The organism is Sphingomonas sp. Mn802worker (assembly GCF_000382485.1).
Classification (GTDB): Bacteria; Pseudomonadota; Alphaproteobacteria; order Sphingomonadales; family Sphingomonadaceae; genus Sphingomonas.
On sequence record NZ_AORY01000005.1, the window covers coordinates 172,040 to 192,996 of the forward strand.

A 20,957-nucleotide genomic window follows, 5' to 3' on the forward strand; every position below is an offset into this window, starting at 1 on the left:
CCGTTACGGCTGCGTGGCGAGCAGGTAGGTCTGCCGCACCGCGTCGATCGGGCGGAGCGCGCCGTCGATCTCCTGATGCCAGAAGGTCCAGCCGTTGCACGCCGGCGCATTTTGCACCGCGGAGCCGAGCTTGTGGATCGATCCGCTGGCGCCGCACGCCGACAGCAGGCTCCCGTCGGCGCGGACGGTGGCGGTGAAGCGACGCTTGGCGTCGAACAGCATTGTGCCGGGTTCGAAATAGCCGTTCTCCACCAGCACGCCGAACGCGACCTTGGGCGCGCTGCGCGAGCTTTGCATGGTGGCGAGCGCGGATTCGTCGAGCGGCAGCGCGGCGGCGATCCGCTCCATCGCGGCATCGACGTAGCCCAGTTCACGCTCGATCCCGATCCAGCGCCGCCCAAGCCGCCGCGCGACCGCGCCGGTGGTGCCGGTGCCGAAGAAGGGGTCGAGCACGACATCGCCCGGCTTCGTGCTGGCGAGCAGGATGCGGTACAGCAGCGCCTCGGGCTTCTGCGTCGGGTGGACCTTGACCCCACCCTTCTTCAACCGCTCCTGTCCGCCGCAGATCGGGAACTCCCAGTCGGAGCGCATCTGCAATTCGTCGTTTAGCGTCTTCATGCTGCGATAGTTGAACGTGTATTTCGCCTTCTCGCCCTTCGACGCCCAGATCAGCGTTTCATGCGCGTTGGTGAAGCGGGTGCCACGAAAGTTCGGCATCGGATTGGCCTTGCGCCAGACGATGTCGTTGAGGATCCAGTAGCCGAGATCCTGCACCGCCGCGCCGACGCGAAAGATGTTGTGGTAGCTGCCGATCACCCACAGCGTCCCGTCGTCCTTCAGGATACGCCGCGCCTCGGTCAGCCAGGCGCGGGTGAACGCGTCATAGGAGGCGAAGCTGTCAAACTTGTCCCACTCGTCGGTGACCGCGTCGACGTGACTGCCGTCCGGACGGTTGAGGTCGCCGCCGAGTTGCAGATTGTAGGGCGGATCGGCGAAGATCATGTCGACCGACTTCGCGGGCAGCGCACGCATTGCGGCGACGCAATCGCCCATTACGATCTGATCGAGCGGGAGCGTCGACTCCGCATCGCCAGCCGCACACCCGGCCGGCGCGACCTTTGTTAACACACCCATCACCCAGGCCCCCTTGAACGACCCCTATCGTGCGGGAAAGCAGGACTCCGTCAAGCACACTTTGTTGACGAAGGTGGTTGAGATTGCGTCAACGCGGCGGAACGGAAGCGGACCGCGGCCAGATGTTGAGTCAAGCCGCTGCGCGCAGGCTCTAGCTATTGTGGTGTGTCGCGAAAGACTCAGTCGCGTCGCCACGTGCGAACGGCAGCTCGGCCTGCGTGACGGGGGCGAAGCTGCGGCGATGAATCGGCGCAGGGCCATGTTCGCGCAGCGCGCGCAGGTGCGCCGCACAGCCATAGCCCTTGTTCGAATGCCAGCCGTAATGCGGGTAAGCCTCCGCGTGCGCGATCATGATGCGGTCGCGCGTGTGCTTGGCGACGATCGAGGCGGCGGCGATCGAGGTGCTGACCGCGTCGCCGCCGACGATCGGCGTCGCGGCGTAGCTCCAGCGCGGCAGGCGGTTGCCGTCGACCAGCACGTGGCCGGGCGCGCGGCCGAGCAGCGCCGTCACCTGATCGACCGCGAGCGTCATCGCCTTCATCGTCGCCCAGTAGATGTTCAACCGGTCGATCTCGTCCGCCTCGACCACGCCGATACCGACCACCGCGCAGCCGAGCAGCCGATCGTGAAGCCGCTGGCGTTCGGCCGCGGGCAGCTTCTTCGAATCGTTGATGCCGCGTGGGATGCCCTTCGCCGGCAGCACAACCGCGGCAGCGACGACGGGACCGGCAAGCGGCCCCCTGCCCGCCTCGTCGACACCCGCGACCGGCGGCAGGCAGAGTTTCTCGTGTTTCAACCCCGGCATCAGAGCCGCCACGGCGGAAAGCGGCGCTGCTCGCCCGCGGTGTAGAGGCGCAGCGCGTTGCCAGCCGGGTCGGTAAGCGACGCCTCGCGCCAGCCCCACGGCTGATCGATCGGATCAGTGACCACGATCCCCTCTGCGCGCGCATCGGCGACCGCGGCGTCGAGGTCGGCGATTTCGAGATAGACGATCGCGCGCCCGCCGATCTCGGCCGCGGCCTCGACCGACAAAGTGGTGCCGCCCGCGGTTTCGAACCGCGCATAGCGTCCGCCGCTGTCGACGATCCGGGTCAGCCCGACCGACTGGTAGAAGGCGACGCTGGCGGCATGGTCGGTCGTGGGCAACGTGACGTGGTTGAACGTCGGGCGCGCGCCCGGCACATCGCGGACCTGCGCGTGACCCATCGGGCCATGGCCGCGGCCAAGCCCGGGTGCTTGCCGCAACGCCAGGCGAACGAGCAGACGCGCGCGCGCGATCGCATCGTTGAGCGCCAGCCCGCGCCCAAGCCCTTCCGCGATCGCACTCGCCAGCGTGCAGCCGGTACCGTGCGTGTGGATCGTGTCGATGCGCGCGCCCGACCAACGTGTGATCGCACCGTCGGGCGAGAACAGGCGGTCGACAATCGTGTCGCCCTCGGCGTGGCCACCCTTGACCAGCAGGTGCGTGTTGACGCGCGCGGCGTAGGCGGACGCTTCGGACTCCCATGCCGCGTCGCTCAGGTCGGGGAGGCCGCACAGCACGCGAAATTCGGGCAGGTTCGGTGTGACGAGTGTAGCCAATCTCGCCAGCCGCTGCATCGCGGCGGTCGTGTCCGCATCGGCGAGCACCGCGCCGCTTGTCGCGACCATGACGGGATCGAGCACGATGTGCGTGCCGTAGCGGCCGCTCTCCAGCTCGTCGGCGACCGCGTGCGCGACCTCTACACCGCCCAGCATGCCGATCTTGACCGCGTCGACGCCGATGTCGCTGGCGACGCACGCCATCTGTTGCACGACGAAGGCGGGCGGGACCGGGTGGACGCCCTCGACCCCCAGCGTGTTCTGCACCGTGAGCGCGGTGATGGCCGTCATCGCGTGCCCGCCGAGCATCGTCACGGTCTTGATGTCGGCCTGGATACCGGCACCGCCGCCTGAATCCGAGCCGGCGACAACGAGGATGCGCGGGATCGTCATGCGGCGAAGTTGAGAAAGTTGACAGTCACGCGCGCACTCTCAACTTCGCGGGAACAGGGGTTGATGGTCATGTGGGTGCGATAGCGGCAAGGGTGTGGGTAGGACAGCGCCCGACCTCAATGTGCGCGGGCGTGGCGGGTGGTGGAGGCGGGGTGCTGCGTCAACGCCTTGCCGACACGCGCCGGGCGATCGAGCAGCTCGCCGCCGCAATCAGGGCAGCGTTCATCGAGCGCGTCGGCGCAATCGGCGCAGAAGGTATTCTCCAGCGAACAGATGAACGCGCCGCCTTCATCGGCGGGCAGGTCAACGCCGCAGCGTTCGCAATCTGGGCGCATCTCGAGCATGGGGGCGAGATAGCGACAGGAGGGTACGGGGGAAAGTGGAAGCGACGTGCGCTACCCGAGCGGCGGTACCTCGATCATGGTGCGCGCGTTAGCAGCCGTCGTCCTGCCAGGATCACCGCACTTTCCGGGTTATGACGAAACCTGGGCGCGGCGCCAGTGCAGGTAGGAGTAAAGAACCGGCGGTACAACAACCGTCGCTATCGCCAACCAGAACAGGAGCGCGCGCGTGGTGGGCGGCAACGGCAGCAGCGTGCCCAAAACAATCATTCCGCCCGCCGCCATCATCGTTCTAGAGCCGAGGCGGTGAGTTGCTATCCAATTATCCTCATCGATCAGCGCCCACGGCGTACGGATGCCGATGAAGAAGCCGGGGCGAGATTTCGGAAGTGCGTTACCGATTGCGACCAATAGCAAGCCCACGCCGACGATTGGCAGGCCGGTGGGTAGCGACAGGCCGAAGGCGGGTGCCGCGACGCAGAGCTCGATCAACGCCATCAACCCGAGCAGGCTCGCCCATGTGGTGCGAAGCAGTGAAACGCTGCGGTCCAACCCTGGTTGTAGTGGTTCAAGTTTCGGGACTGCGAACAGCAGACCGGAGAAAAGTACGCACAGCAGCACCGGCAGCGCCAGCGCGAGCGATGCGTCGGCCATGCGGTCCGGCTCGCCTGTTACCCCCCAGTGCACCGGCAGCAGCGTTCCCGCCGGCAGACGCTCATACGCGCGCGTCGCGACATACGAGAGCCCGAGGATTGTCCCGGCTGATGCGATCAGCAACTCTCGGTTGCGCATGCCTGCTCCCCTTTATCTTCCCCGACACCGAGCCGCCCCATGAAGCCCATGACGACCTCTTCAATTGCCGACAGGTTGAGTGAATAGATGATGCTGCCCTGGCGGCTTTCGCTTTGGATCAGCCCTGCTCCCTTGAGCTTCGCGAAGTGCGCCGACATCGTCGGCTTCGACACCGGGAACGCCTGGGCCAATGCGCCAGCGCTCATGCTACCGCCGCGCAGCATTTCCAGCACCTTGCGGCGGATCGGGTGCGCCAACGCGTCAAAAACCTCGTTCATCCAAGCCTCACTAATTAGCCTATTAGCTAATAGGCTATGACGCCTGATTCAAGCTTAGATGCCGACCGTCACTCGCAGGTTCGCGGGTACGCGCCCGCAGAGCTTCGCTCTTGCTCGCGTGCTTGCCCCGACCCCGCAACGTGGCCGAGGCGCGTCCCTTATCCCGCGCGCCTGACGGCGTCGCAGATCGTGTCGACGATCTGTTCGACCTGGGCGCGGTCGTCGCCTTCGGCCATGACGCGGATGACGGGTTCGGTGCCGGAGGGACGGATGACGAGGCGGCCGGTGCCGGCAAGTTCGGCCTCGGCGCGCGCGATCTCGGCCTTGACCGCGTCGTGCTCGAGCGGCTTGCCGCCGGCGAAGCGGACGTTCTTGAGGATCTGCGGCACCGCCTCGAAGCGGTGGAGCACCCGGCTGGCGGGCGCGCTCGCGCGCTTGACCTCGGCGAGCACCTGAAGTGCGGCGACGAGGCCATCGCCGGTGGTGGCGTAGTCGGACAGGATGATGTGCCCCGACTGCTCGCCGCCGACATTGTAGCCGCTGCTGCGCATGCGTTCGAGCACGTGGCGGTCGCCGACCTTGGTGCGGACGAGGCCGAGGCCGTGCTCCGCCAGGTGGCGTTCGAGGCCGAGGTTGGACATGACCGTGGCGACGAGGCCGTCGCCCTTCAGCCGCCCGGTGCGCGCCCAGCCCTCCGCGATCGTCGCCATCAACTGGTCGCCGTCGATCACGCGGCCGCGCTCGTCGACGACGATCAGGCGGTCGGCGTCACCGTCGAGCGCGATGCCGATGTCGGCGCGGGTTTCCAGCACCTTGGCCGAGAGCGCGGCGGGGTGGGTCGAGCCGATCTTGTCGTTAATGTTGAGGCCGTTGGGGGTGACGCCGATCGAGATCACCTCCGCGCCAAGTTCCCACAATGCCTCGGGCGCGACGTTATAGGCGGCACCGTTGGCGCAATCGACGACGACGCGCAGGCCATCGAGGCGCAGGTCGGCGGGGAAGGTCGTCTTGGCGAAGTGGATATAGCGCCCGCGCGCGTCGTCGATCCGCTTGGCACGGCCGATCTCGGCGGGCTGCGCAAGTTCGGCGTCACCCGCGTCGATCAGCGCCTCGATCGCTTCCTCGTCCTCGTCCGACAATTTGAACCCGTCCGGGCCGAACAGCTTGATGCCGTTGTCGCCAAACGGATTATGGCTGGCGGAGATCATCACGCCCATGTCGGCGCGCATCGACGCGGTCAGCATCGCGACCGCGGGCGTCGGGATCGGGCCGACGAGCGTCACATCCATGCCCACGGACGTGAAGCCCGCCTGCAATGCGCTTTCCAGCATATAGCCCGACAGGCGCGTGTCCTTGCCGATCACGACGCGGTGACGGTGCTGCCCGCGCAGGAAGTGGCGGCCCGCTGCCATGCCGACGCGCATCGCCATCTCGGCGGTCATCGCACCCGCATTGGTAAGCCCGCGTATGCCGTCGGTGCCGAAATACTTTCTTGCCATCACGCCTTCCATCCGCTTGCGCTGTTCGGCTCCATAACGAACGTCGGTGAAAAGGGCGATAATGTCGCAGGCGACCCGAATATTACTATCGCTGATCGTCGGACTGTCGGCGGGGATCGCGCTTGCCGCCTTCGCCCCCGCTTTCGTGCCGGGCGTGGCGAGCGTGGCCGAACCGATCGGCTCGGCGTGGCTGCACGGGTTGCAGATGACGATCGTGCCGCTGGTCGTGTCGCTGCTGGTGACCGGCGTTGCCGCGACCGCGGAGGCGGCGAAGGCAGGGCGGCTCGCCGCGCGCGCGATCGCGCTCTACGTCGTTCTGCTGTTCTGCTCGGCCGCGGCGGCGGCAGTGCTGACGCCGTTGTTCCTCGAACTGGTGCCGCTGCCCGCGGCATCGGCGGCGGCGCTGCGCAGCGCGCTGACGGGGGCGCAGGCGATCCCGGAGGTGCCGCCCTTGGGCGAGTTCCTGGCGGGCGTGGTGCCGTCGAACGTCGTCAAGGCGGCGGGCGACAATGCGTTTCTGTCGCTGATCATCTTCACGCTCGTCTTCGCGTTCGCGCTGGGGCGGATCGAGCCCGAGTTGCGCGTGCTGCTGACGAAGTTCTTCACCGCGCTGCGCGACACGATGCTGGTGGTGATCGACTGGGTGCTGTGGATCGCGCCGGTCGGCGTGTTCGCGCTGGCGCTGGTGGTCGGCGCGCGCGCAGGCACGGGCGCGTTCGGGGCGCTGGTGCATTACATCCTGACCGTGGTCGCGGTCGGCGTGGTCGTATCGCTGTTCGCCTATCCGCTCGCGCTGCTGGGTGCGCGATTGCCGCTGGGGCGGTTCGTGCGTGCCGCGCTGCCGGCGCAGGTGGTCGCGATCAGCACGCAATCCTCGCTCGCGTCATTGCCGGCGATGCTGGAGGGCACGCGCGTGGCGGGGGTGCCGGTGCGCGTCGGGGGCGTGACCTTGCCGCTGGCGGTCGCGGTGTTCCGTGCCACGGGGCCGGCGATGAACCTGGCGGTGGCGATCTATGTCGCGCGCTGGTTCGGGGTCGAGCTGACGTTCGGCACGATCGCGACGGCGACCGTAGTCGCGACGCTGACCTCGCTCGGTTCGGTCAGCCTGCCGGGTACGGTCAGCTACGTCAGCGCGATCGCGCCGGTGGCCGCGACGCTGGGCGCGCCCGTCGCGCCGCTCGGCCTGCTGGTGGCGGTGGAGACGATCCCCGACATCATCCGCACCGTCGGCAACGTGACGATGGATATCGCCACGACCGCATTGCTGGGACGCGGCGCCGAACCGGTGGAGGACGACGAACTGGTCGAGCTGCCCGCCGCTTGATTGACGGCGCGACGGAAACAACTTATTGACACTGGTGTCAGTAAGGAGTCGACTCATGGCTACCCTCCCCCCGTTTCCGGGCACCAACGGCAAGCGCGACTGGCGCAGCGCGATCGATGCGATCAGGAAGCTGATGAACAACGGTGACGACACGCAGCAGGTGTTCCGCATCATGCGCGCGCTGAACGTCGGCAACGCGCCGGAGAATTACGCACGGCTGATCGCGACCGAGAAAGGTGGCCGGATCGCGCAGGAACATGTCGAACTGGCCGAGCGCTTCACCGACGCTGCCTTTGTCGCGAGCTTCGCGCCGGGCACGGTGGGTGCGGCGTACCGGCACTTTCTCGAGAGCACCGGCTATTCCGCCGACGGGCTGGTCGCGGTGAGCAAGCTCGCGCCCGATGAGGACGACATGGCGCACCCCTACGCCTGGATGGGGCGACGCATCCGCGACACGCACGACATCTGGCACGTGCTGACGGGTTATCAGGCGGACGAGAGCCTGGGCGAGGCGGCGCTGGTCGCGTTCAGTTATGCGCAGGTCGGCGGGCTCGGCTGGGCGTTCATCGCCACGGCGGCGTCGTTGAAGAGCCTGAACGTGACCAAGGGCACGCTGTTCGCAAAGGCAGTGATCGAGGGTTATCGCCATGGCCGCACGGCGAAGTGGATCTCGGGCGAGGACTATCTCGAGCTGCTGCACGAGCCGATAGACGCGGCGCGCCGACGGCTGAACATCAAGAAGCCGGTGGCGTACCGACACGCGCAGGCCGAGCTTGGCCCGGCGTTGGCATCGTACCTGAGCGCGCAAAAGGAACGCGCCGGTGCGACAGAAGCGGAGCGGCTGGCGGCGTAAAGGCGTAGCGCGCGGGGCGGGTCGATGACGCGCGCCGGGGTGTCGTGACGCCCGAAAGCGCGCTAGGCACGCCCGCGATGCTGTCGCGGCTGGTGCTCACCGACTTTCGCAACCATGCCGACCTGGGCGTGACGCCGGGCGACGGCTTCGTCGTGCTGACCGGGCATAACGGCGCGGGCAAGACCAACGTGCTGGAGGCGGTGTCGCTGCTGGCGCCCGGCCGCGGCCTGCGCCGTGCGAGCCTGTCGCAGATGGCGCGGAACGACGGGCCGGGCGGGTTCGGGGTGGCGGCGACGCTCACCGATGGGGTCGAGGTCGCGACCGGCACGCTTGCCGCCTCGCCCGAGCGGCGCGTGGTGCGCGTGAGCGGCGCGAATGCGAACGCGGGCGCGCTGGCGGAACGATTGTCGCTGTTGTGGCTGACGCCCGCGATGGACCGGCTGTTCGTCGAGCCGGCGGGCGAGCGGCGGCGCTTCCTAGATCGGCTGACACTGGCGCTGCTGCCGGGACACGCGGCCGAGACGCAGCGCTACGACCGCGCGATGCGCGACCGCAACCGGCTGCTGGCGGAAGATGCGCCCGAGCCCGCCTGGCTCGACGCGGTCGAGGCGCAGATGGTGCGACACGGGCTGGCGCTCGATGCGGCGCGGCGGACCAGTGTGGCGGCGCTGGAGGAGCGGCTGCGCGATGCGCCGGCGCTCGACTTCCCGCGCGCGTCGATCGCGCTCGATGGGTGGGAGGATGACGCCGACGCGTTCGCCGCCGCGCTGCGCCAGGGTCGTGCGCGCGACGCCGCGGCGGGCCGCGCGCTTACCGGACCGCACCGCGTCGACCTGAACGTCACCCACGTCGACAAGCGTGCGCCCGCCGCGCTTGCCTCTACGGGCGAGCAGAAGGCCCTGCTGCTCGGCATGGTGCTGGCGCACGCCGATCTGGTGGCGGAGCGGCGTGGGAGCCCACCGGTGCTGCTGCTGGATGAGGTGGCGGCGCACCTCGACCCGGCGCGGCGCGCGGCGCTGTTCATGCGGCTGGCGGGGCGCGGACAGGTGTGGATGACGGGGACCGAGCGCGCGTTGTTCGACGCCGCGGCGGACGCGATGCACATCGCGCTATGACCGGCGCAAGGTGCCCCTTCCTCAAGATAATCGCGGAACGTAGCCTTGGCCAAGCCGGTTGGATGATCGGGCGTCGGTGGCGAGCCGGTGATATCGGAAAGGTGGATGCGTGGCGATGATCGATCAGGCTATGATCCCGGCGATCGCACCGCGGCCGGCAGAGGTCATTCAGCATCGAACCTGATCCCGCTCCATCCCCCAGGATCGCGCACGACCGCGCGTCTGCGCCGCCGCAGGCGGAGTGGCGGCGCGGTTGGCGGGTCGTCGTCGCGGCCTTGCTGGGTGCAGGGTTCGGGCCGGGACTGTACCAGAATCTGTCGAGCCTCTTCACGCCGGGGCTGGAGCGCGAGTTCGGCTGGTCGCGCGGTGACATTTCGACTGCGGCTGGCCTGGCGCTCGTCGGCGTGCTGATCGCGCCGTTCGTCGGGCGTATCGCGGACCGCGTCGGCGTGCGCCCGGTGATCGTCGCCTCGTCGGCGGTGATGGTCGCGGCCTATCTGCTGCTGGCGAGCATCGGCGGTGCGATCTGGCATTATCAGGCGTGCATCGTCGTGCTGGTGCTGGCGGTGCCGGGCACGAGCAGCCTGGTCTATGGCAAGATGATCGCGCTGCGTTTTCGCGAGCATCGCGGCACCGCGCTGGCGATCGCGACGTCGGGACTGGCTGTCATGACGATCATCGCCGCACCCGCGCTCGGCTGGGTGATCGACGGTTGGGGCTGGCGGCGCGGCTTCGTCGCGCTGGCACTGGCGAGCGCGGCGGCATTGCCCGTCATCCTGCTGGTGATCCGCGCATCGTCCTCGGTCGTGCAGCCGACGATCGTCGAGGACGGCACGCCCTCCGTCATCGTCGCCGGCCTGACCGCAGCCGAGGCGCGGCGCGATCCCCGGTTCTGGCGCATCGTCGTCGGCGCGATGCTGGTCAATCTGGCGACCACCGGGCTTGTCACGCAGATCGTACCGCTGGGGCTGGAGATGGGGCTGAACAGTAGCGAAGCGGCGGTGCTGTTGACCGCGTTCGGCGCGAGCGCGATCGCGGGACGATTGCTGATCGGCGCGCTGATCGACCGATACCGTCCGCAGCCTGCCGCCGCCGCCTTCGCGCTCGTCTCCGCATTCGCCTTCGCGGCGCTCGCATGGGGATCATCAAATATAGCGGTCGCACTCGCGCTGGTGTTCCTTGCCGGGTTGATGAACGGGGCGGAGAACGACCTGCTGCCGTTCCTTGCCGCGCGGTTGTTCGGGTTGCGCGCGTTCGGCGAAATCTACGGCAGCGCGATGCCGCTGACGTTGGTCGGAACCGCGATCGGAATCATCGGCTTCGGTCGGCTGCACGATCTGTTCGGCGACTATGACGCGGCGCTGATCGCGGGTGCGGTGGCGCTCGTGGGTGCGGGAGTGTGCTTCCTGTCGCTGCGCGATCGCGCGCTGCCGGCCGATCCGGTGAACGTCGCCTGACAAGTTCGGCCAAGCGCGGTTAAACCGAATCAAGCGATAAGCGTTCGCCTGCGGGGGTTTTGCAGGAGTAATATTGCGTGAAGCATCTGTCTTTCCTGGTCGCTACGGCCGCAACACTCGCCGCGGCCCTTCCTGCCGGCGCGCAGGGACGCTGGGACTATCGCCCCGGTGACTACCGACTGGTGGGCGCGGGCGTGCCGCTGCTGTTTCCCGAGTTGCGCAACAGCGCGCGCGGGCAGGCGTTCGTGATGCGCAATTTCGACTACAACCGCGATGGTCGGGTCCAGCCGCGGGAGGCGGAGGCCGCCAATGACGCGTTCGTCGCGATCGCAGGGCCGAACCGCGCGCGTTATGCCTGGCCCGCCGCCGAGCGCGTGACGGTCATCGAGGAAACGCGCGTGGTGCCGGGGCGCGGTGGCTGGGATCGCCGCGCGATGCACGATTATGGCTTCCGCCAGACGCCGCGCGGCGCGACGCTGACGCTGCAGGAGGATGTGCTGTTCGCGACCGACAGCGACCGGCTGCGTCCCGGCGCGGTTCAGAAGCTGCAGCCGCTCGCCGGCTATCTGCGCGACAATCCGGGCGTACGCGTCGCGATCGACGGTTTCACCGATTCGCGCGGCACCGATGCGCACAACCAGGACCTGTCGGAGCGCCGCGCAGGCAGCGTGCGCGCGGCGTTCGACCAGATGGGCGTGACCCGCGCGCGCTTCTCGGTCGTCGGGCACGGCGAGCGCGATCCGGTCGCAACCAACGCGATCGCGGCGGGGATGCGGCAGAACCGCCGCGTCGAGGTGACGCTGCTCGGCCGCCGCGCAAGCGAGTTCGCGCGCTACTGACCAGAAGGTATGCTCCTGCCCTCGGACGAGGGCGGGAGCGCCCATTTCGCTTCCGTTCCGGGCGCGAAATCCCTACATGCTTGATATGGCAAGCGAACCGCAGAACAGTAATTCCAACGAATATGGCGCCTCCTCGATCAAGGTGCTCAAGGGCCTGGACGCGGTGCGCAAGCGGCCGGGCATGTACATCGGCGACACCGACGATGGATCGGGCCTTCACCACATGGTGTTCGAGGTCAGCGACAATGCGATCGACGAGGCGCTGGCCGGGCATTGCGACCGGATCGACATCCAGCTGAACGCCGACGGATCGGTCAGCGTGACCGACAACGGCCGCGGCATCCCGACCGGCATCCACCCCGAGGAGGGCGTGTCGGCGGCCGAGGTCATCATGACGCAGCTGCACGCCGGCGGTAAGTTCGAGAACACCAGCGATACGAACGCCTACAAGGTGTCGGGCGGGCTGCACGGCGTCGGCGTGAGCGTGGTCAATGCGCTGTCCGAGTTCCTTGACCTGACGATCTGGCGCGATGGCCAGGAGCACTACATGCGCTTCGCGCACGGCGATGCGGTAGCACCCTTGAAGGTCGTCGGTCCGGCGGAGGAAGGGCAGAAGGGGACGCGCGTCACCTTCCTGCCCTCGCCTTCCACCTTCAAGATCACCGAGTTTGACTTCGAGAAGCTGGAGCACCGCTACCGCGAGCTCGCCTTCCTCAACTCGGGCGTGCGGCTGTTCCTGACCGATGCGCGGCATGAGGAGCCGAAGTCGGTCGAATTGTTCTACGAGGGCGGGATCGCCGCGTTCGTGAAATACCTCGACCGCAACAAGGCGGCGTTGATGCCCGAGCCGATCGCGATCAACGGCAGCCGCGACGATGTCGGCATCGACGTCGCGCTGGAGTGGAACGACTCTTATTACGAGAACGTACTGGCGTTCACCAACAACATCCCCCAGCGCGACGGCGGCACGCATATCGCCGCGTTCCGTGCCGCGCTGACGCGCACGCTCAACAATTACGCCGACAAGACCGGGCTCCTGAAGAAGGAGAAGGTCACGCTGACCGGCGACGACATGCGCGAAGGGTTGACCGCGATCGTCTCGGTGAAATTGCCCGATCCGAAATTCTCGTCGCAGACCAAGGACAAGTTGGTGTCGTCCGAGGTGCGCCAGCCGCTGGAAAGCCTGATGGCGGACAAGCTCGCCGAGTGGCTGGAGGAGAACCCGGCGCATGGCCGCGCGATCATCGGCAAGGTGATCGACGCCGCAGCAGCGCGCGAGGCGGCGAAGAAGGCGCGCGAGCTGACGCGGCGCAAGGGCGTGATGGACATCGCCAGCCTGCCCGGCAAGCTGGCCGACTGTCAGGAGCGCGATCCGGCCAAGTCCGAGCTGTTCCTGGTCGAGGGAGACTCCGCCGGTGGTTCGGCCAAGCAGGGTCGTGACCGGCATTTTCAGGCGATCCTGCCGCTCCGGGGCAAGATCCTGAACGTCGAGCGCGCGCGCTTCGACCGGATGCTCGCCAGCCGCGAGATCGGCACGCTCATTCAGGCGATGGGGACGGGCATCGGCCGCGACGACTTCAACCTCGCCAAGCTGCGCTACCACAAGGTCGTCATCATGACCGACGCCGACGTCGATGGCGCGCATATCCGCACGCTGCTGCTGACGTTCTTCTACCGCCAAATGCCCGAGATCATCGAGGCCGGGCATCTCTACATCGCGCAGCCGCCGCTCTACAAGGCGACCAAGGCGCGCAGCGAAGTGTATCTGAAGGACGATGCCGCGCTCGACGAATATCTGGTCGAGGCGGGCGTCGGTGCGACCATGCTGGAGACGGCGGGCGGCACGCGCTTCGACGCCGACCTGCGTGCGTTGGTCGACCATGCGCGGCGGATGCGGACGCTGATGCGCTACGTGCCCAGGCGCTACGATCCCGCGATCATCGAGACGCTCGCGTTGGGCGGCGCGCTCGATCCCGAGGGGTCGCGTGAGGACCGGGTTTGCGCCGTCGCCGAAGTGACACGCCGATTGGATCAGGGCGATACGGAGGCGACGTGGAGCGCGCAGGTGACCGAGGAAGGCGGCATTCACTTCCAGCGGCTGTGGCGCGGGGTCACTGACCACCACATCGTCGAGGCGGCGTTCCTGTCCTCGGCCGAGGCGCGCAAGCTCCACACGCTCGCCGCCGAGCAGGCCGAGGCTTACACCCATGCGGCCAAGCTGGTCCGCTCGAAGGCGGCAGCGACGGAGGTAGTGGAGACATCGACCGATGCCGAGCCGACCGACGAGAACGGCGAGGAAACCGTCACGATCGCGAAAGGCGAGACACTCGTTGCGCGACCGTCGCAGTTGCTCGACGCGATCCTGCTGTCAGGGCGGCGCGGGCTGTCGATCCAGCGCTACAAGGGGCTGGGCGAAATGAACGCCGAGCAGCTCTGGGAAACCACGCTCGATCCGTCGAACCGCTCGATGCTGCGCGTCGAGATCGCGGCGGCGGATGCGGCGGACGACATCTTCACGCGCCTGATGGGCGACGTGGTCGAGCCGCGGCGCGAGTTCATCCAGGACAATGCGCTGTCGGTCGCCAACCTGGACGTGTGAGCGCGAGAGGGCCGCTACCCGTCCCTGACCCTAGCGGGCGTAGGTGACCGCGCTGCGCATTCGCGTGCCGCTCGACGCACGGCGGGTCGATGCGATCGAGTGCGTCGTGTCGGTGCTGCTCGCGATCGCGCTGGCGCATTGGACGGGCGCGCGCAACATCAGCTGGGCGGCGTTCTCCGGCTATATGGTCATGCGCGGGCACGTGTCGGAGACGATGCTGCGCGGGCTGCTGCGGATCGTCGGAACGGTGACGGGGGCGGCGCTTGCGCTGCTGCTAGTGCCGTGGACGGCGCATGGGCCGGTGGCGATGTCGCTGCTGCTGGCGTTGGTGACGCTGCCGACGCTTTACGCCGCGCTGACCGCCAGGCGCGCCTATGCATGGCTGTTCGTCGCGCTGACCTTTGCGATGGTCGTCCTCGACGCCGCCGAGCATCCCGGCGCGGACGTGCATGCGCTGGTCGCGACGCGAGTGCTGGAGGTGGCGGTCGGCACGCTCGCCTGCGTTATGGTGAGCCTTGCCTCGACGCTGACGCTGCGGCGCTGGTGGCCGGCGGCGAAGGCCGGGCGCGCGACGCGACAGCCGTGGCACCCCGACGCGCTGCGCCACGCCGCGCAAGGAACGCTCGCGGTGGCGTTGCTGCCATGGATCGCGCGCGCCATCGACGTGCCCGAGATCGCGCAAGGCGCGGTGACGATCCTGGCGGTGATGATGGTGCCGCTCAAAGGGTTGGAAGCGGGCGGATTGCGGCTCGTATCCGCGCGGCTGGGGCAGCGCGTGGTCGGCTGCGTCGCCGGGGCCGGCTACGCGGGTGTGGTGCTGCTGCTCCACGTCTCAGCCGGCGTGCTGCTGCTGGCGGTGGCGATCGGTGTCGCGATCGGGCGGATGGCGGAGAACGGCTGGCGCGCGCGCAGCTATGTCGGCACGCAGTTCGTTCTGGCGGTGCTGGTCACGCTGGTGCCCGACCGCGTCGAGGATGTCGCGGTCGCGCCGGCGCTGGCGCGGCTGGAGGGCATCGCGGTCGGTCTGGCGATCCTGGAGCCGGTGGTGGTGGCGTGGCACCTGATCGCGCGACCGCGTGTCTCGACCGCACACGGCGCGGTGTTGAGCGAGCCGGGCGGTCCGTAGAACCCGCCGGGCGCCTGCGCGTTCACGCACGCGCATCAGAAAGCGCAGGGATAACGGACATGGATATCGGTTGCGTCGGGCTCGGTCGCATGGGGATCGGCATGGCGCGCAACCTTGCCGCGGCGGGGCATCATGTGCGCGCCTGGAATCGCTCGCCGGTCGATGCGGCCGAGCTGCCGGGCGTGGAACTGCTCGAGCAGGCAGCGGACGCGTTCGAGAGCGAGGTCGTGTTCACGATGGTGGCCGACGACGCCGCGATCCGGCAGGTGGTGCTGGAGCCTGACCTGCTGTCGCGCGCGCGGGCGGGACTGGTGCATGTGGTGAGCGCGACGATCGCGGTCGACTTCGCGCGCGAGCTGGCCGCGGCGCATGAGGCGGCTGGGATCGGCTATGTCTCGGCACCCGTATTCGGGCGACCGGACGCGGCGGCAGCGGCGAAGCTCAACGTCGTCGCCGCGGGCAAGCATGATGCAGTCGCGCGCGTGCGCCCGCTGCTCGACACGATCGGGCAGCGCACCTTCGTGCTGGGTGACGAGCCGCACCAGGCGAACGCCGCCAAAGTCGCGGGCAACATGCTGATCGCGATGACGATCGAGGCGCTGGGCGAGGCCATGACGCTGACCGAGGCGCATGGACTGTCGCGCGCCGACTTCCTTCAGATCGCGACGGATACGTTGTTTGGTTGCCCGGCCTATCACACCTATGGCGGGAAGATCGTGGCGGAGGATTACGAACCTGGTTTCGTGATGCAGCTGGGATTGAAGGACCTGCGGCTGGCGACTGCGGCCGGCGAAGCGTCGGGGCGCACGCTGCCGATGCTGGATGCGGTGCGCGGGCAGATGGAGCGGGCGGTCGATGCTGGCATGGCGGCTCGCGACTGGAGCGCAGTGGCGGATTATACGATCAATGGCGAGCGCTAGCGATCAGGGCTGAGCGCCTCAGCGCCGCCGGTACGCCGATCCTTTGACCGCCGCAGCAATGCGCCGGCCGCCCCGGCCACCCCGGCCGCCCCGGCCGCGACCGCGCCATAATAGAGGACGATCGAACCGAGCAACATCGCGATCGCGGGTACGAGTGCGAGCCCGAGACCTGGCGGACCCTCGCCATCGTCGTGCGCGGCGAAGAAGAGCATGTTGCCCGACGCCCAAGCGAGCAGCAGCGCCAAAGGGAGGTAGAGCAGGTGCGCAAGCCAGCGCGGAATACGCTGGCCGGCCTGATGCCAGAACCATAACCCCAGCAGGGACGGTCCGAAGAGCGCGGTGACATATGCGCCAGCGCCAAGCATGAAGAACGCTAAACCAACCATCAGGAGAGCTTGTCACGCCGGTAACGCTCGATCGAGGGGGCGGGCATCGTCACCGCCGTCCTGACATTGCAGCGGTGCCCGAGAGCACCGCCGCGCGTCTCACATCGCTTTCAGCAGCTCCGCGATCTCGACGAAGGCGAAGCCGACCGAGCTATCGGCAATGCCATAGGGCATGAACAACTTGTCGCCGTGCCGCATCGCGCCGCAGGTATAGACGACGTTCGGAACGTAGCCTTCGCGGTCCTGATCGGCGGCGGCGAGGATCGGTTGCTGCGTGCGGCCGATCACCTTCGACGGGTCGTCCTTGTCGAGAAGCGCCGCGCCGATCGAATATTTGCGCATCGCGCCGACGCCGTGCGTCAGCAGCAACCAGCCCTCGTCGAGCTCGATCGGCGGACCGCAATTGCCGATCTGGACGAACTCCCATGGGTATTCGGGCTTGAGGATCAGCTGCCCGTCGTCCCAGTGCGTTAGGTCGTCGGTCGAGAGCAGGTACAGATTCTCGCCGTCCTGCCGGCCGATCGACAGATAGCGTCCGCCGACCTTGCGCGGGAACAGCGCGATCCCCTTGTTGCGCGCCGCGGTGCCCGTCATCGGCACTAGGTCGAACGCGCGGAAGTCGCGCGTGCGCAGCAGCTCCGACTGGATCGTCGCGCCGTTATACGCAGTATAGGTGCCGAGCCACTCGACCTCGCCGTCGTCGTGCGTGAAGTGAACGAGGCGCAGGTCCTCCAGCCCCTTCGACTGCGCGTCGGTGATCGGGAAGATGACGGTGCCCGACAACGTGCTGTCGCGGTGACGGTAGACGGTGACGGGGCCGACCGGCGGCGCTTCCTCGTCGTTGCCAATCGCGTCGGCGGCGGTGGCGAACGGCGGCTCGGGCGCGAGCTTCAGCTCGTTGTCCTCGCCGATGATACCTTCGCGGAAGGCGACGGAGGAGATGTGCCCTTCCCCCACCGAGCGGAGCGACATCAGTATCCGCTGAGAACCCGGCGACATGCCCGACTGATCGGGATGCGGCACGGCGCTCGGGTTCATCAGCGCGGCGGCGGCGTAGCTGTATTCGTGGCAGAAATAGGCGCCGATCAGCTGGCGCTTTTCGTCATCGATCGCGCTGCCGTCGAGACCGTGGGCGGAGGCAATCTCGTCGTAGCGCGTCATGAAGACACGCCGCGTCTGCCAATGGCGCGCCTCGAAATCCTTGAGCACCAGCGTCAGTTGATCGCGCGCCTGCTCAGTGCTCATCTCGAGCACTTCGTTGATCAGCCGCTCCGAACGGCTGATGCCGCTGCCGTTGGCAAGCCAGCCGATGTGGAACGGACGAACCACGACGCGCGAAGGGTCGGCATGCAGACGCAGCCGGTGATTGAACAAATCCAAGGGAACGACGCCTCGCGAAGTAACTCGTCTGTGCGATGCGCGCCGCGTAGGGGTCTACGCGGCGACGCGTTCCTTCCCTGCCACGCCTGCGGCCCGTTTTGAAAGCCCTGAAATCGCGCACGACGCCAATTGCAGCGCAAGGATGCTTTCCGCGCCCTGGTTGCGGTTGAGCCCGGCGGGCATCAGGCCGTCGAAACAGCCGCCGTCCTTCGCGGTGGCGAGCGGCAGGTCGAGGTCGTTGACGCCCAGGAACCAGTTATATCCGCGCGTCGCCTCGGCGAGCCAGTGGCGGTCGCCGGTGGCGTCGAACGCCGCCGCACATGCCTCGACCGTCGCCTGTGCCTCGAGCGGCTGCTGATCGTGCGGTAGCGGCTCGGCATATTCGCGACCGAAACTCTCCGAGCCGACGGCGCGGAAGTGACCCTCGGGCGAGGTCTGCTTCGACATGATCCACGTCAGCGTCTCGATCCCGCAATCGACCAGATCCTGACGGCCGAGCGCATGGCCGGCGCGGATCAGCGCCTCGGGCAGGCGCGCATTGTCGTAGGCCAGCACGATCTCGAACCAGCCCCATTCTGGACGGCGCGCGGCATCGAGCAGCGCGAGGTGCTGGTCGGGAAAGCGCTCAAGGATCTCGAGCGCGAGCGGGTGGTTGGGCGACGCCTGCAACATCGCTGCTGCGCCGAGCATCGCGAACGACTGCGCGCGCGGGCTGCCGAGTTCGAACGCGAGGCTGGCCGTCATGTCGAACATCGCGGTCGCCCAGTCGCGGTGCTTGAGCTCGGCGGCATCGCGCGCGGTGACGCCGAGTGCCCAGAGCGTGCGGCCGTTCGAATCCTCCGATCCCACGTCCTCGCACCATGTCCGGTCGAAGTTCATGAAATTACGGAAGCGGCGCTGGTCGGGGTTCCAGGCGTATTGCACGAACGACGCGTAGATCGTGGTCCACTTGTCCCGCGTCACCGTGTCGACATCGGCCATCTGGCTCATGAGGATCAACGCACGGGCATTGTCGTCGATGCAGTAACCGTGACGACGATCGGGAATCGAAAAGATCGAATGCTGGAGCATGCCGGTCGAATCGCTCATCCGTTCTACCGCGGCGAGATCGGGAGGTAACACCTTTGGCGTCGGCATCGTGCCCGATGACAGGCGCTTGGGCTGCGCCTCGATGCTGCGTGCGACTTCGATCATGGCCTTCTCCGCCACGGCGGGCCAGATCATCGTGCGCCCCCGTGCATAGGCGCGCTGCGAGAGCCGGCCCAGGTTGCGCTCGCTGCCGAGCAGGTCGTTGATCTCGCGCGCGAAGGCGGCGACATCCTTGAAATCGACGAGGACGCCGTGTCCGTCGGCGAGGATTTCGGTCGCGTGGACATAGGGCGTGGATACCACCGCCTTGCCGACGCCGACCGCGTAGGAGAGCGTGCCGCTCGTGATCTGCGCGGGGTTGAGATACGGCGTCGCGTAGATGTCGGCGGCCTGAAGATAGTCGATCAGGTCGTCGTGATCGACGAAGGCGTCGATGAAGGCGACGTTGGTGTCAACGCCGAGGTCGCGCGCCTGCGCCTTCAGCCGGTCGCGATAAAGCTCGCCTTCGTGCGCGACGAGGCTGGGGTGGGTCGCGCCGAGCACGACATAGACCGCATCGGGGTGCTGCGCGACGACCGCGGGCATCGCCTCGATCACGGTTTCGATACCCTTGCCCGGGCTCAGCAGGCCGAAGGTCAGGATGATGCGCTTGCCCTGCCATCCGAAGCGCGCCTTGAACGTGTCCGGCGACACGAACACGCGGTCGGGCACGCCGTGCGGGATCACTGCAATCGACGCCGGGTTGGCGCCGTAGACGCGCTGCAGGATGTCGCGGCCACGCTCCGCCATCACGATCACCTTGGCGGCGCGGCGCAACAACCCCTCGAGCACGTCGCGTTCCTGCGTGCTCGGCTTTTCCAGCACGGTATGCAGCGTGACGATCAGCGGCACGGTGGTGCGGTCGAGCAGGTCGAAGATATGCGCGCCGGCGTCACCGCCGAAAATGCCGTATTCGTGCTGAAGCCACAAAGCCTGCGCGCCGCTTGCCTCGATCGCGCGCGCGGTGGCGATATAGGCGGCGCGGTCGTGCTGCGGGATCGCGCCGGTCACCGCTTCGGGATAATCGTAGCGGCCGGGATGGTCGTCCATCGCGTAGACGTCGACGCGAAGATCAGGGTAACGCTTTCGCAGGGCCTCATACGTGTCGGTCGTGAACGTGGCGATGCCGCACTTGCGCGGCAGGAAATTACCGATCAGGGCAATATGCTTGATCGCGCCCGGTTCGACCGACTGCTTCATCCTTCAACCTTTACTGGCTTGGCTCTTGGTCGTGACAGACCCTCGCTTGTCTACCCAACGGGCATGTGAAGGTTTGGTTGCACTGCCGCATGCCGCAGTGCAACAAAGCTTTCCTACAAGGCTGACTGCTCAACCGCGGCCACGGTAGCCGGGGACGCCCTGATCGGGGAGCCAAAGTCCCTCGGGCGGCGCGCCCGATTGCCAGAACACGTCGATTGGCATTCCGCCGCGCGGATACCAGTAACCGCCGATCCGCAGCCAGCGCGGGCGCATCTCGCGGAACAGCCGCTCGCCGATGCCGACGGTGCAATCCTCGTGAAAGGCATTGTGGTTGCGGAACGAGCCGAGGAACAGCTTCAACGACTTCGACTCGACGATCGTCTCGGCCGGCACATAGTCGATGACGAGATGCGCGAAATCGGGCTGGCTCGTCACCGGGCAGAGCGAGGTGAACTCGGGCTGGGTGAAGCGGATCAGATAGGTCTGGTTCGGACGCGGATTGGGCACGTAGTCGAGCACCGCTTCTTGCGGAGAAGTGGGCAGCGGCACGGACTGGCCGAGATGGGTCGGGGCGAGTGTCATGCGCGGCGAGATAGGTGCACGTGTGGTCCG

Annotated in this window: 19 protein-coding genes; 8 read left to right on the top strand and 11 right to left on the bottom strand. The window is 67.6% G+C overall.

Features of this window, described 5'->3' with window-relative positions; translation table 11 throughout:
- Positions 1–3: 3 nt before the first annotated feature.
- From SMN802W_RS0107715 to glmM, 7 genes are all read right to left on the bottom strand, one after another.
- Entirely contained in the window at positions 4–1,134 is a 1,131-nt protein-coding gene (locus SMN802W_RS0107715) for a site-specific DNA-methyltransferase (RefSeq protein WP_019516331.1), read from the bottom strand.
- A 151-nt stretch (positions 1,135–1,285) separates the two neighbouring features.
- The gene (locus SMN802W_RS0107720) at positions 1,286–1,939 is read right to left on the bottom strand and encodes a ribonuclease HII (protein ID WP_019516332.1); all 654 of its coding nucleotides are present in this window, start codon (positions 1,937–1,939) and stop codon (positions 1,286–1,288) included.
- Positions 1,939–3,108, bottom strand: a complete 1,170-nt coding sequence (thiD, locus tag SMN802W_RS0107725) for a bifunctional hydroxymethylpyrimidine kinase/phosphomethylpyrimidine kinase (RefSeq protein WP_019516333.1) — start codon at positions 3,106–3,108, stop codon at positions 1,939–1,941. Before thiD ends, SMN802W_RS0107720 begins: the two co-directional genes overlap by 1 nt.
- Before the next feature lie 116 nt (positions 3,109–3,224).
- Positions 3,225–3,452, bottom strand: coding sequence for a DUF1272 domain-containing protein (locus SMN802W_RS0107730; protein WP_019516334.1), 228 nt, complete (start codon positions 3,450–3,452; stop codon positions 3,225–3,227).
- Positions 3,453–3,581: 129 nt separating this feature from the next.
- Positions 3,582–4,241 (bottom strand): SdpI family protein, encoded by a 660-nt coding sequence (locus SMN802W_RS0107735; RefSeq protein WP_026325886.1) that lies wholly within the window; start codon positions 4,239–4,241, stop codon positions 3,582–3,584.
- On the bottom strand, positions 4,220–4,519 hold the full coding sequence (locus tag SMN802W_RS0107740; RefSeq protein WP_019516336.1) for a metalloregulator ArsR/SmtB family transcription factor: 300 nt from the start codon (positions 4,517–4,519) through the stop codon (positions 4,220–4,222). Before SMN802W_RS0107740 ends, SMN802W_RS0107735 begins: the two co-directional genes overlap by 22 nt.
- Positions 4,520–4,677: 158 nt before the next feature.
- Entirely contained in the window at positions 4,678–6,018 is a 1,341-nt protein-coding gene (glmM, locus tag SMN802W_RS0107745; protein ID WP_026325887.1) for a phosphoglucosamine mutase, read from the bottom strand.
- Positions 6,019–6,079: 61 nt separating this feature from the next.
- Here glmM and SMN802W_RS0107750 point away from each other — a divergent pair, with 61 nt between their 5' ends.
- The 8 genes from SMN802W_RS0107750 (at position 6,080) to SMN802W_RS0107785 (ending at position 16,251) form a co-directional block, all read left to right on the top strand.
- Positions 6,080–7,342 carry a dicarboxylate/amino acid:cation symporter gene (locus tag SMN802W_RS0107750; RefSeq protein WP_019516338.1) on the top strand — a complete coding sequence of 421 codons (1,263 nt, stop codon included), beginning with the start codon at positions 6,080–6,082 and terminating at the stop codon, positions 7,340–7,342.
- Between the two features lie 55 nt (positions 7,343–7,397).
- A complete protein-coding gene (locus tag SMN802W_RS0107755) occupies positions 7,398–8,195 on the top strand; it encodes a Coq4 family protein (protein WP_019516339.1) in 798 nt (265 codons plus the stop codon).
- A 77-nt stretch (positions 8,196–8,272) separates the two neighbouring features.
- A complete protein-coding gene (recF, locus tag SMN802W_RS0107760; protein WP_026325888.1) occupies positions 8,273–9,310 on the top strand; it encodes a DNA replication/repair protein RecF in 1,038 nt (345 codons plus the stop codon).
- Between the two features lie 275 nt (positions 9,311–9,585).
- Positions 9,586–10,767, top strand: a complete 1,182-nt coding sequence (locus tag SMN802W_RS0107765; RefSeq protein ID WP_019516341.1) for an MFS transporter — start codon at positions 9,586–9,588, stop codon at positions 10,765–10,767.
- Positions 10,768–10,844: 77 nt separating this feature from the next.
- Positions 10,845–11,606: an OmpA family protein gene (locus SMN802W_RS0107770; protein ID WP_019516342.1), complete on the top strand. Its 762-nt coding sequence runs from the start codon at positions 10,845–10,847 to the stop codon at positions 11,604–11,606.
- 76 nt (positions 11,607–11,682) lie between these two features.
- Positions 11,683–14,205 (top strand): DNA topoisomerase (ATP-hydrolyzing) subunit B, encoded by a 2,523-nt coding sequence (gene gyrB / locus SMN802W_RS0107775; protein WP_443208590.1) that lies wholly within the window; start codon positions 11,683–11,685, stop codon positions 14,203–14,205.
- Between the two features lie 43 nt (positions 14,206–14,248).
- Positions 14,249–15,331: an FUSC family protein gene (locus SMN802W_RS16670; protein ID WP_019516344.1), complete on the top strand. Its 1,083-nt coding sequence runs from the start codon at positions 14,249–14,251 to the stop codon at positions 15,329–15,331.
- 59 nt (positions 15,332–15,390) lie between these two features.
- A complete protein-coding gene (locus tag SMN802W_RS0107785; RefSeq protein ID WP_019516345.1) occupies positions 15,391–16,251 on the top strand; it encodes an NAD(P)-dependent oxidoreductase in 861 nt (286 codons plus the stop codon).
- On the opposite strand, the gene SMN802W_RS0107790 is transcribed toward SMN802W_RS0107785, so the two are convergent.
- From SMN802W_RS0107790 to queF, 4 genes are all read right to left on the bottom strand, one after another.
- Positions 16,248–16,637 carry a hypothetical protein gene (locus SMN802W_RS0107790; protein ID WP_019516346.1) on the bottom strand — a complete coding sequence of 130 codons (390 nt, stop codon included), beginning with the start codon at positions 16,635–16,637 and terminating at the stop codon, positions 16,248–16,250. The genes SMN802W_RS0107785 and SMN802W_RS0107790 overlap by 4 nt on opposite strands.
- 99 nt (positions 16,638–16,736) lie before the next feature.
- The gene (locus SMN802W_RS0107795) at positions 16,737–18,017 is read right to left on the bottom strand and encodes a glycoside hydrolase family 130 protein (RefSeq protein ID WP_019516347.1); all 1,281 of its coding nucleotides are present in this window, start codon (positions 18,015–18,017) and stop codon (positions 16,737–16,739) included.
- A gap of 54 nt (positions 18,018–18,071) precedes the next feature.
- Entirely contained in the window at positions 18,072–20,345 is a 2,274-nt protein-coding gene (locus tag SMN802W_RS0107800; RefSeq protein WP_019516348.1) for a glycosyltransferase family 4 protein, read from the bottom strand.
- 129 nt (positions 20,346–20,474) lie between these two features.
- Entirely contained in the window at positions 20,475–20,927 is a 453-nt protein-coding gene (gene queF / locus SMN802W_RS0107805) for a preQ(1) synthase (RefSeq protein ID WP_026325890.1), read from the bottom strand.
- Between the last annotated feature and the right edge of the window lie 30 nt (positions 20,928–20,957).